The sequence below is a fragment of the Prolixibacteraceae bacterium genome (genome assembly GCA_019720755.1).
GTDB lineage: Bacteria > Bacteroidota > Bacteroidia > Bacteroidales > Prolixibacteraceae > Halosquirtibacter > Halosquirtibacter laminarini.
Map to the genome: position 1 here is coordinate 1077718 of CP081303.1, position 13106 is coordinate 1090823.

Annotated in this window: 9 protein-coding genes; 7 read left to right on the top strand and 2 right to left on the bottom strand. The window is 35.1% G+C overall.

All coding sequences use genetic code 11. The features are described from left to right. Window positions 1-752: 752 nt before the first annotated feature. Window positions 753-1646, bottom strand: a complete 894-nt coding sequence (locus K4L44_04565) for a hypothetical protein (GenBank protein ID QZE15107.1) — start codon at window positions 1644-1646, stop codon at window positions 753-755. Window positions 1647-1972: 326 nt separating this feature from the next. Between K4L44_04565 and K4L44_04570 the strand changes: the two genes are divergently transcribed. Both K4L44_04570 and K4L44_04575 read left to right on the top strand, forming a co-directional pair. Further along, window positions 1973-2896, top strand: coding sequence for a hypothetical protein (locus K4L44_04570; protein QZE15108.1), 924 nt, complete (start codon window positions 1973-1975; stop codon window positions 2894-2896). A gap of 276 nt (window positions 2897-3172) precedes the next feature. Continuing rightward, window positions 3173-4159, top strand: a complete 987-nt coding sequence (locus tag K4L44_04575) for an AraC family transcriptional regulator (protein QZE15109.1) — start codon at window positions 3173-3175, stop codon at window positions 4157-4159. Window positions 4160-4170: 11 nt separating this feature from the next. On the opposite strand, the gene K4L44_04580 is transcribed toward K4L44_04575, so the two are convergent. Then, window positions 4171-6498, bottom strand: coding sequence for a TonB-dependent receptor (locus K4L44_04580; GenBank protein QZE15110.1), 2328 nt, complete (start codon window positions 6496-6498; stop codon window positions 4171-4173). Between the two features lie 284 nt (window positions 6499-6782). Between K4L44_04580 and K4L44_04585 the strand changes: the two genes are divergently transcribed. From K4L44_04585 to K4L44_04605, 5 genes are all read left to right on the top strand, one after another. Further along, complete coding sequence (locus K4L44_04585) at window positions 6783-7898, top strand: PepSY domain-containing protein (GenBank protein ID QZE15111.1); 1116 nt, start codon at window positions 6783-6785, stop codon at window positions 7896-7898. Between the two features lie 394 nt (window positions 7899-8292). Continuing rightward, entirely contained in the window at window positions 8293-8796 is a 504-nt protein-coding gene (locus K4L44_04590; GenBank protein QZE15112.1) for a hypothetical protein, read from the top strand. 334 nt (window positions 8797-9130) lie between these two features. Then, the gene (locus K4L44_04595) at window positions 9131-9895 is read left to right on the top strand and encodes an endonuclease/exonuclease/phosphatase family protein (protein ID QZE15113.1); all 765 of its coding nucleotides are present in this window, start codon (window positions 9131-9133) and stop codon (window positions 9893-9895) included. Between the two features lie 523 nt (window positions 9896-10418). After that, a complete protein-coding gene (locus K4L44_04600; GenBank protein ID QZE15114.1) occupies window positions 10419-11252 on the top strand; it encodes a mechanosensitive ion channel in 834 nt (277 codons plus the stop codon). 604 nt (window positions 11253-11856) lie between these two features. Beyond that, complete coding sequence (locus tag K4L44_04605) at window positions 11857-13092, top strand: AAA family ATPase (GenBank protein QZE15115.1); 1236 nt, start codon at window positions 11857-11859, stop codon at window positions 13090-13092. Window positions 13093-13106 lie beyond the last annotated feature (14 nt).

Genomic DNA, 13106 nt, shown 5'->3' on the forward strand with positions numbered 1-13106 from the left:
TCTTACGATATGGTTTGTTGTCGAGAATTTGATATCTTGTTTTATACAAGAGGTTTGTGTGAGTTTAAAGGTCTGTAATCTTATTCTATATGTATGGGAGTCTCTTTTTTGAGAATATCGTGTTTTATTGATTTTACAAATTGATTGATCAACTGTTTATAGAAAAGATAGAATCTTAAAATTCCAGCAGGTGATAGAACATCTAAAAGAGGTATTGCATGAACGACAAGTAAAGCGAAACGATTTTCTTTTGAATAAGTAATCAAATAGCCCTTCGAGAAGCTCAGGGTCCCTCTTTGATATAAAGGATGTTGGGACTGTTGAAGGATATGGATCTCTTTTGATGGCAAGAATACTGTAAACCAATATTTTGGGGAATCAATTCAAATGCTAATTGGACTAATCTCAATAACATTCAACAACATTCAATATATTGAGATATCAAACGGAAAATAGGAGTTTCTTTTAGCCCAAGTGTTGACGCATCGTTTTGTTGTCATAACCCATTGTTGCTCTCTCCCCGAGAACCTTTGTTTCAGTTAGATCCCTGAGCTTTGACAAGGGCTCCATGATTGCACGATACCTCGAGCAGTACTTGTCGTATTCAAGTTATTGATATGTCGAACGGAAGCAGTAGCTTTCCTTTCGTCTACCAGAGCACACAGGTCTATAATGGATATGATACAAAAACAGCCACCTAAAAATTAGGTGGCTGAAAATCAAAAAATATCAACATATATGAATTTTGAGATTTAGAAGTTCTTTAGTAGTGTTGCTAAGCTACTATCGATCTTCTTTTCTGTAAGCGCGATGGCTTCAGAAGTTTTAAGCGTACTATTTGCGTTTCTAAAGGCAGCAACAAATTTCTTTAATCCGTCGATTTTCTTGTCGTTATAGAACTTCTTAGAAATGACATGAAGTTTATTTTGATACCATGCATAGTTGACTCCTGCAATACTTGAATAGTTAGCATCTAGCTCTTTTAATGTGGTATAGGCATTTGCATCATAAAGTAATGTCTCATTCAGAGAAGGGGCATACTCTAGTGTTTCTAATAGTTTAGGCTCTTTTGTTGCCACATAACAGTGAAGGAATAGGTTGGCGAAAAGTTCATTAAAACTATTAGGGGTAATTTGTACATGGTCTGCAGCAGAAAGAACATGTCCTAACTCATGTACAACCAAAAGAGAGAAGAATTTTGACATATCTACCTCTTTATTGGCATTGTCGTAGATGAGATGTAACTCATTGTTCTGTTCTGGAGTCAACTTCGATTGATTTGGGATGGTACTTTTCCAAAAGTCATTATTGTCAAGAGTCATCACCACCTTGTTTTTGGATGGGATAGCATATGGCATTCCATAGAGCGTTTGTGTCTCTTTCTTCCAATCGTCTTTGTTTAGAACCAATACTGAGATACTTTGAGTCACAGGCTGAATATTTTCTCCATAGAAGGTGATGGCTTGTTTCATTCTGGTTGCTACCTCTTGGATCTGAGATTCTGTGTAGCTGTTACTATATCTTATCTCTATATTTTTCTGCTTATGGCTCTTTAGGCTCGAAAGATTATCTTGATAGGTGGTTTTACTACATGAAAATGTGATGCAAAGAAGCAGTAAGATTGCAATGTTTAAAATATTCTTCATATAATTATTCTTAGACTTTTTTATAATACTCCTTTACCTTGTAAGTATTCAAAAGAGACAAATAATTACAGTGACTAATAAATATTATCATAATATTTGTTGGGATTGATCTTTTTTGTTGTAATATGTTTGTGTTTAGTGTGGTATGGGTCTTTTTTCGTCATTGTTTTATCTGTTTTTATTGCTATGGTTCCATATGATATTGCGATAAATAATATCCTAGCATAGCAAAAAAGTAAGCATCGTTCAATTAAGTTGATCCTAGTTAGAGGTGTTATTGACGAATTATCTTTATTTTTGAATTACAACCTAGCCTAAGAGGGTATATGGAAACTGCTTTAACTTATAAAATATCGATATTGTTACTCCTTGTGCCTTTTTTTGGGGTAGCTAAGCGTAATGATTGGAATAGAGACAATCTAAAAGGAAAGGTAGTATCCTTTACTGAGGTTGCTTATCGTTTAGAAAAACAAAACAATCGCTTTATTAAATCGATTAAAGCGTGGCAATATATGGAGTATGACACGAAATCAATTTATGATTTTCAAGGAAATAAGGTAGAGGAGTTATTCTTTGGCTATGATGGAGGTGTGGAGAAGAGATGTGTCTACTCTTTCAATAAAGATAATCTACCTACTACAAACTTGTGTTACGATAGACAAGGAACTATTCGTCATAAAACATGTTACGACTATAACGAACAAAATTGTCTTGTATCAAAAACCTGTTGGAGAGAAGATACACTGTTTTCTAAATCCGATTATCGATACAATACGGAGTTTCAATTGAAAGAGGTGAAAGTTCGGTATTATTATTCCCAAAAGATGAATCACACAATGCCAGAATGGAGTGATAAAGGAGCTTCTGTTTCATTCTATTATTACGATGAAAAGGCAACGCTGTATGAACGAATTGAATATAAAAGAAAAGATAGTCTTACGATAGAAGTACGATACAATGGTAATGGAAAGATTATAGGACGCAATTTCTGTACCTATGACGACCATGGTCATGAATTGGATTACTCTTCCTATGACTATGATGAACAAACACAGGAACAACACCTATCTGAATATGATCCGTATGGTAATATTATGGAATCCTACTGGTTTACGGATGATGGAGATATCATGAACTATCATAGTTATTCGTATGAATATGATGCATATGGAAACTGGACTAAACAATACATTACAAATGATGATCAATTTTACTATCTTGTGGAGAGAGAGTATTCGTATGAAGAATAAACTTTCCGTGAGATCTCTTCTTCTTGTAATGAACTCTTTTAACGTTTTTGATTTAATGCCTAAATGAACATGCATCATTGATTTACCATGTAAGGCTATTTTTCTTATATCTTGGCCTTGTTCGAAGTGAGGTATCGGTCTATTATTGTAATTGTTTATCCCCATTTTTGTCGTTTTATGATGAGTTAATGGGGTGAAAATCCATACAAATAGGTATTCTGTTGAAATTGTAATCTAGATACATTTGTTTCCTTAAATTAATAATGTTTCTTGATTATGAAATCTATTTTAAAAAGTGATCAGTTTCGTGAGAAGGTTCGGGTGAAATATCATAAAGATGGATTTGATAAACCAACCTTTGAGGATACAGAGATTGTTTATTCAGAAGACCACTACCATACTAAGTTAAGAGGTGTGTCTTTTAATGGATTGAAGATGACAATGCGTGAAGACTCTTTTGAGATTCCACTCAAGATGGAGGTGGAACATGATTTCCATTTTCTAAAGTTGCATTTTGAGATGGAGGGCTCAAGCCTCTATATTCCAAAGAATAGTGGAAGTACCATGGTGGATATTCCTGGGGGACACTACAATTTCTTCTTTCTTCCAAAGGTGAAAGGGGAGCTGCATTATAAACCGAAGTATCGTAGAACATTAGAAATTATATTCTCTGAGAACTATATCAATAACTATTTCCAACCGATACTAAACAAACAATTTAAAGAGTTTGCAAGGAAGATGAAGGATAGGGAACCGGTGCTTCTCTTTGAGAAGAGTCGTATCATTCCCAATCATATGAAAGATATTATAGAGCAGATCATTCGTTGCGATTTTCCAAATGAACTAAAAGAGGTCTATTTTATATCGAAGATTAATGAGCTAATATCTAATTTCTTGTATGAGGCGGCTCATTCTGTTGAATCAGAAGTTCCAAATGAGATTATTAATGCAAAGGAGATATTGAAGAAAGAGTATGATAATCCCCCAACAATTCTTTTGTTATCTCGAAGAATCGGGATCAATCAGAGTAAGTTGAAAAAAGATTTTAAATACCATTTTAATAAAACGATATATGCTTTTATTACCGAGACAAGGATGCAGATAGCATTGTTGTTGATAAAGAGAAATCAATCTTCAATTGCAGAGATATCGCATCATGTGGGATATAAGAATCCCCAACATTTTACTGTTGCTTTCAAAAAGTACTTTGGGTATCTGCCAAGCGAACAGAAGAGAAGGAATCTCTTGGATTCCTCCTCTTGAATTGGTTGCTCTTAAAATTTATAAGAGACTGTAACAATGAAGTTTCTGTTCTTTTGTGGTTGAATATAGGTGCCCATGTTTGCCCAATAGTTTTGATTTGTAAGATTGTTGCCTTTCAGCCCAATGCGCATACTGTTTGTGTCGTAGAATAGACTTGCATTTAGTACGGAGTATCCAGGAACGGTGATACTATTTCTGTCGTCGAGGTATGAGTCGCTAATATAGTTTCCTCCAAATCCAAATCCCAAATGATGTAGGATGCCTCGAGGTGCTTTATAGGAGAGCCAATAGTTGTAGGAATTTTCAGGGGTTGCATATGGAGCATTTCCTATGATGGACTTGTCTCCTTCGATAAATCTACTTTTATTATAAGCATATCCTGCCATCACATTCATCCCTTGGAAAGGAGCCGCATTTAGTTCTACTTCGAATCCTTTGCTTGACTTTTTTCCATCTTGTACCTGCGTGTATTGGTTCTTTTCTCGAACCCAACGCACCACATCATTTACGGTGATATTGTAGTAGCTTATGGTACTGTTTAGTTTTTTGTTAAACAATGAGATTTTTAATCCTCCTTCGTATTGTAATGCCTCTTCTGGTTTTAGAGGGACCTCTCTTTGAGAGGTGATAGAAGGCGTGATATTCTTAAAACCACTCATATAGTTCCCAAAAAGAGTTAGATGATTTTTACACAGTTTTAATACCGCACCAAATTTCGGAGACACTTGGTTTTGTGTATAGTCTTGTTCTATATCTACATAATGGTCGTATCGAATACTTGCCATCACCGATAGATATTTTGTGAGATCGATGATATCGGAACCATAGAGAGCCATGTTCTGTTGCTTGCGTTGACCAATACGGAATGCTTGGATTTCAGAAAGCATTTGGTTGTATTTATTCACATTGAAGTCTTTTACTGGGGCAGTATACCCAATGGTGTCATAAATAACTTGTGACCTGCGAAAGGGAGTTCTAAGGTATGTATAATCTGCCCCAATCAAGACCCTATTCTTTAATCCTGCCATTCGAAATGATCCCGTAATATTTTGTTGAATTTCTGTGTTGATAAATTGACTGGTTATCTTCATAATTCGTCTCTTGCTGTCTGCATCATTAAAGAAGTCAAGAAAGAGATAGTTGGTGGTATTATCGGTTTGAGAACTTGAGATAAGGGTCTCTGATTTCCAATTGTCACTTAACTTATAGGTAAGCTTACCAAAAACGGTGAATGCTTTATTTTCACTGTTTAGATAATCGCTACCATATGACTTTTTGAAGTCATATTTTAACTCATCGAGATGGTTTATCTTCGCGCGCCCAACATTAAAGAATGTTGCAGGACCAGTGCGGTTGTATATCTCTGTTTCAAGATCTAGTTGCAATCTGTCATTGGGTTTGTAGGTAAGACTAGGGTTCACAAAAAATGAATTGGTTCTTCCATAATCTTGAAAACTATGTTCTGCATGTTTTGCAGAGGTAATACGAAACAACACCTTCTGTGCTTTGTCGAGAGGTGTGTTATAGTCTAATGTCAAGCGTGAGAGTTCGTATGAACCTGTACTGTACGACACCTCTCCCTTTCTTTTTGCATGAGGCTTCTTGGTTACTCTATTTACCAATCCCCCATAAGAGGTTACCACACTTGTTCCAAAAAGTGTTCCTGTTGGTCCTTTGACGACCTCAATTCGTTCGAGGTTGATGGGATCGGTTCCTGTTTTAAATGCTGTAGACATACCGTTCCTCATTGCAATGTCGGCACTAAAACCTCTAATATTAAGTGTCATACCAAGTCCACCAGACCCGATGCCTTGCATGGCATTGGTGACACCCGCAGTGTTTTGTAGCGACGACTGTATATTGGTAGCCTGTATGTCTTCTAGAAATTGAGACGTAACCACAGAGTATACCTGCGGATTTTCTAAGTTTTTGAGAGGCATCTTGGATACATATTCTGTTTTTTCCCGCATATAGGGTCTTTTATCGGATTGTATCTTTACCTCATCAAGCTCTTCTATGCTAGGTTGCATGGTGATGGTTCCGAGGTCTATCTTTTGATCGAATAGATTTAGAGGGATCACCTTCTTCTTAAACCCTACTGATGTTAGTTTCACCTGATAGTTACCATAAGGAATCCCTTTGATTTGAAACTGCCCTTCTTGATCTGTTACCGAGACAATCTTATTGCGTTTTACTTCAATATAGACATCGTTTAGTTTATCCCCATTGGTGGAGCGCACTGTACCACTTATTTCTCCTATCCTTGTTTGGCTATGTGCTGTAAGGTTTGATAGGACAAAAAAGATGAAAAATAGATATAGATAATTTTTTGTATTCATTGTCTTTATTTAAAATAATTAAAAATAATAGACAAAAGTATTGTTTCGATCATTCCATTATTAACGGGAAAAGAACAAAAAATGACGTAAAAGGAAATTGTTGATATTGACCGTATTGCGTTGTTTTTACTTCGGATATCGTTATATATTGGTTTTGTTGTTTCTCTATTTTAGTTGCGACAAAAGATATCCTTTATCTGTCAAGATGGATACACACCCCTTACTTGTTGAGGAGAAACGATGGTTGTGTACCGGACGAAATGTGTAACATAATAAACGAATGTATGAAGTCATTTAATTGGAGAAAAATAAACAGAAAACTACATCTATGGATCGGACTCTCTTCCGGGCTTATATTATTCATTGTATCGCTGTCAGGTACCATGTTTGTGTTTGCTGATGAGGTGATTGACTGGTGTGCAGGAGATGCTAAATATGTTCAAGTGGAGGAAGGGCAAAAGAAGCTTCCCCCCTCTGTATTGATTGCCTCTTTCCATGAAAGATATCCAGAACGTGGCATATTCTATTTCGATACCTATAAAAAGAGAGAACGCTCTTTTCGTGTTGCATCCAATAGAGACAAGAAAGATTTTGCTTATACCTATATCAATCCTTATACTGGAGACGTAATAAAGACCTCTCGATCATATTGGTTCTTTTATACGGTGGCTGCTCGAATCCATGCCCATTTTATGGTTCCTAAATATGGCCATTATATCGTATCGTATGCCACCTTGTTATTCTTTTTTGAACTATTAGGTGGTTTGATCCTTTGGTATCCTAGAAGATGGAATCGCTCTTCTCGCAAATCATCATTTACAGTGAAATTAGGAGGTAAATTGCAACGAAAGTTCTACGATATTCATAAGGTTATCGGGTTTTATGTACTTGTCCCTTCATTGATAATCTGCATCACTGGTTTGTGTATGGGATTCCCGAGTTGGAATAAGATCGCTCAATCTTCTTTTGACGGAACTACAGGGGTTTGGAAAAAGTCGAGGGAGTATATGCCTAAATATGAGGAGAATCGAAAGAGATTGGATCTGGATAATATTGTTAGCAAATTGCAAGATGATAACTCTACGGCGGAAGTCTTGCGAGTAGGATTACCGTTTATGAATCCAAATCAGACATATTATATGATAATTCAAGGGGCATGGATTGGGATTAAATGCTTCGATGATGCGGAGTTGTTCTATGTGAATCGCTATAATGGCAAACGGATCGTGTTTCCAGAAAGACTAATCCGTGCGTTTGAGGTGGATCAGGTAATTTTTAATTTTCATGTAGGTCACTGGATGGGACTATGGGGAAAGATTTTCACGTTTATTATTGGTCTTATTATGACCTCAATGCCTGTAACAGGTTTTGTGATATGGCTCAATAGAAGAAGAGATTAGAACGTAGCGGTATAAGTGGGGCAGGAGGTTGTTCAGTACACCTCTCGTCATTGGAATATATCTCTCGAAGAGATATATTCCGTGTCTAAGTCGTTTATATCAATACTCTTTATTGAAAGATTGCCTTGGGTTGGTCAAGAGATAGTTTACTGGTGTATCTGTTTTCCATTGAATGTTAACAAAAAAAAACATATATTGTGTATGTAAACTGTTCTGTTGACAAAACCGTGGACTAAATAGGGTCGTCATTTGAATCTATTTTTATGGTTTCTTCCTGATAAGGTTTCTGGGAATGTGGTTTTTTTTTGATCTTCTGTTTATCTCTTAATGTTTACGAAAAGATCGTTTTATCTTAGAAAAGTATAATTTTAATAAATTCTTATAAGTGTTTAATATGAGCGAATTAGAAGAGGATTTGTCTGTCCCCAAAGAAGAGAAGGTAGAGCATAGGCTCTATACCAAATGGCGACCAAGAATGGAGTATGTAAAAATCACATTACAGATGCTAATCGGTGTGTTTATTATGATTTTTACTTTTTATCATCTTTATCTATTTGTTTTTAGGTATAATGATATCCGCTCCATGGTGCATACACCGACGCTCCTACATGGAATCTCTTACGGATTGTTTGCTTATGCAGGTATAGAAATAGGATATAGTTTCTTTGTTAATGGTGTTGGTGAGGCTGTGAAACCCTTGATTACTACAATCTCCGCTATAATGTTAATTGTTCTAGACGGAACGACAAACAAGGAAAGTATATCCTGTGTATTTATGTTATTGATCGCATTATGGTTTGTATTTTTCTTAAATAGAAAATATATTGAAAATAGATCTAGTGGTTGTAGTATGAAGAATATAAAGGATCTTTTTTCTAAAGATTCTGACAAGAAATAGTGCATTAATACGAAATGATTTTTTTGAATAAACCTTTTGTTCTAAGAGGTTTATTTTGTGTTTATTGATCTGTTTGTTCGGGTGTTGTGACGAAATATGAATCGTGTAGTACTATTGCTTTTGTCTCTGTATAATCCTCAATATATTCTCTTTTTATCAGGGTCTTATCTGTTCAAATAATGCGTTATGCCAAGATAATATAGGCTACCATTTTTAATCTAATCAGGCTTGTTTCTCCTTTAAAAAAACTTATAAATAGATATAATGCGTTGTATGATTTATTCAGAAGCAGAATCTTTTATATCTTGGTTTTCTTTCAAATAAAACTATAGATATGGCCTTTAAAACACTCTTTTTAGTACTCTCTTTCTTGTGCCTTTATGTGCAAGCACAACCAAAACAAGATAAAGAGATTCGTATCATGACCTACAACATCCACCACGGAGCTGATAGTGATGGAAAGTTAAACCTGTCGAATATTGGGTCTATTATCCAAGAAAATAACTTAGATATCGTTTTTCTTCAAGAGGTGGACTACAATGTCTCTAGATCGGGCAATAAAAACCAATCTCTATTATTGGGTGCACAGACCCAATTAATGCCCCTCTTTGGGAAAGCAATCTCGCTAAATCGTGGGGCTTATGGTGTTGCTCTCCTCTCCAAATATAATGTATTGAAGTCAGAGGTTCACAAGTTGCCACATACTTCCTCTACAGAGCAGAGAGTGGCTTTGGAATCGATCCTAGCACTCCCTTGTGGAAAGAGAATACGTGTGATCAATGCCCATCTTACGCATGTTTCAGAGACACTCAGATCCAAACAATTGGCCTATATTCAAAAGCTTGTGCATGATGAAATACCAACTATTCTGTCTGGTGACTTGAATGCGTTGCCTCAGGAGGTTCGAAAGAATATGCCCCAATGGAAGTTTACAAATAAAGCGAAAGATACCACTTATCCAGCTTTAAACCCTCAAGATAAGATTGACTATATACTTATCGATTCTCCTCATAATTGGCACGTTATCAGTTCTAAGGTAGTGGATCGACCCGAAGCTTCAGACCATCTTCCACTGATCTCTGTATTAAAGTTAAACTAAGTTTATGTTTTAGGGAGCTTTATGAAGTATGTTGTGCTTGCTGTAAAAAAAAAGATCAAGATTCTGTTTCTAAGAACACTATTTAGATTCGAATGTCAAGAGCAATTCTACGAAAGTATTTAGCCTTAACATGCTTTTCATTTTGTAATTGATGAGATAAAATTATACGAGGGTTTTACAACCATAAGTCTTTTAGTGAGCATTCGTTGTATCATTGCTTAGCCATATGGTTGTGTGATGTTTTTTTTAGTCTTTCGAGTTATAAATATTCTTTTTTTGATGATCTGAATGACTATAACGTATTTCCACCAAATCTATTACTCGTGTAATCTTAGGTGTTGTTACCTTTAGCGATGATCCCATCAGTTATGGGTCGTTGTATGATATTTTTTGTTTAAAAATATGTAATTTAAAAAGAAAAATCATTGCATTGTCAAATCAATGAACTTTCTCGTTGGAGATAACATTTATAGGGTATGTACTTTTTTAAAGACTGTACCGAACGGATAATATTAAAATAGATATGGAGACAATAAAAAGCATCTTAGACTTTAGCCTGCTACACATCGGAACCTTTCAAATAACGGTGTCAAGTATTCTCGTAGTTATATTGGTGGCTATGCTAACCAAGCTGTTGTTGAGGCTGCTTGAAAAAGCACTAATCCAAAAAAGACTCTTTACCACACTGGATGATGGCACTGCTTATGCATTGCTCCAAATTATTAAATACTTCATATGGATCATATCTATTGCTTTTATACTTGAGACCCTTGGTGTGAAAGTGACGATTCTGATTGCTGGTTCTGCTGCACTGTTGGTTGGGGTTGGTTTGGGACTACAACAGACTTTTAATGATATTATTTCGGGGTTGATATTGCTTTCAGAACGCTCCATTAAGATGGGAGATATCTTGGAAATTGATGGGGATGTGGTGAAAGTCGAAGAGATTGGACTTCGTACTTCTAAAGGTCTCAATAGAGACGATATTGCGGTGATTATCCCAAATTCATTAATCACGACAAACAAAGTGATCAACTGGAGTCACCAATCGAAGAATACTCGCTTTCAGATCAATGTAGGGGTGAGTTATGGGAGTGATATACCATTAGTTTGTGATACACTTGAAAAAAGTGTGAGAGAACATCCTGATATCCATCACGATGACTCTATTGAGGTACGACTAGTCGATTTTGGGGCCTCTTCTCTCGACTTTGAAGTGTTCTTCTATTCTGAAAATATCTTTAAGATAGAGAAGGTGAAAAGTGATATTCGTAAAATTATATACCAACGACTCAATGAAAACCATATTAATATCCCATTCCCTCAAATGGATGTGCATATGATTCCGAATAAATAAGTGACTATGTCATGTGGTTCCTGTGCTTCGACAAGGGATTTCCGAGTTTGTCAAAGGGGTCTGTAAATTAGATTCGGCTCCGTAGATATCATATATATCAGGGATTAAGTGGATCTAGAGCTTGTCGAAGGGGGCAGTAAACGTAACTGCTCAGAGACTAGTGAAAATCAAACACAATTGGTGTCCAACTACAATGTTGACTTTATTGGTGGTTTAAGAATTTAGTTATGCATGTTCAAACACTGAGACTCGAATATTTGATCGATTTTCAAAAATATAATGATGCCGATTATTGGAATAATGTTCCTAGTCACTCAATGGAACCATAGTTAATAACGTAGGTAATATCGTATTCAAAGAAATAAAAATGAGACAAGCTTTCTTACTATTCGGTAAAGTATAAGGTATCGTTACAAGTAAACATCGAACTATTAAATCAATAACAGCTTCATAAAACAAAAATTGTTTTAAATTAGTGCCTACAAATAAAAGTCCAGAATATCAGCCACAAGATATTCCAGTCTCTACCATTTCAAAGATCTTTAGAGTTCTAGGATGTGTAAAGAAATTCTAAATTATAGTAACTTGCTGAAATAAAAAGGTTATGTCGAAAATATTTATCTCACAACTTCATATAAACAAACTCTTATCAATCAATGATACTTCCATTGATGTGTCAAATAGTCAATTAAAGCATCTGATTATTACAGGGAAAAATGGATCTGGTAAAACAATGCTTTTAAATTCAATAATGGATTTTTTTCGTTTTGATTGTTACGAAGCTCCTCATGTACAAAAAAATTTAGATGATAGATTGTATCTAAGAGATAAATTAAATATTGGCAAATTAGATCATAAGGAGCAAAAAAAAATTAAATCAAAATATGACGAAGTTTTTAGTCGGACGAGTGATGTTTTTAGAACTTTGGAAGTACATATGATTCCTTCTATGGATGAATCTTTTACCCTAGTTGAATCAGGGAAAGCCATATTTACAATGTTCTCTGCCAATAGAAGAGTTGATATGTTAATCCCAAAGAATCCTATTAAACCTAGTTTTGTACATGGATCTTCATTTATAAAAGATCATAAACAATCGAAAGAATTTGTTAAGTTTCTTGTTGATTTAAAGGTTCAAGAAGCTCTTGCACGTAATGAAGGTGAAATTAAAGAGGCCGATAAGATTAGAGATTGGTTTACTTCATTCACTGATTTATTAAAACGTCTATTTGAAGATCAATATCTCAAATTAAATTTTGATTTTAGAACTTATCAGTTTACGATTCATTCTGAAGATAAAGTGTTTGGTTTTAATGAACTATCGGATGGATATTCTGCTGTAATAGATATTATTGCAGACTTGATTTTAGCTATGCAAAACGAAGATGGTTCTTTGAATGGTATTTATGATAAGCCTGGTATTGTTTTAATTGATGAAGTCGAGACTCATCTTCACTTAAAACTTCAAAAGGAGATTATGCCATTTCTAACAACCGTATTTCCGAATATTCAATTTATTGTAACCACACACTCTCCATTCGTTCTTTCTTCATTGGATAATGCTGTAGCTTATGATCTGGAGAAGAAACAAAAACTTACAGATTTACAAGAGTATTCTTATGAGTCATTAACAGAAGGGTATTTTAAAGTAAAAACCGAATCATCTTATCTAGGTCTAAAATTGAAGAGAGTGGAAGAGCTTCTTAAACTAGAAACAAAAGATAAAGCTCAAGATCGAGAGTTGAAAGAATTGATTGAATTATTTGACAATTTAAATCATGCTGTTACACCGGACAATGTGATTGCAAAGTATAATAAACTTCTTTTACGTTATCTATAGGCCATGATTAAAAC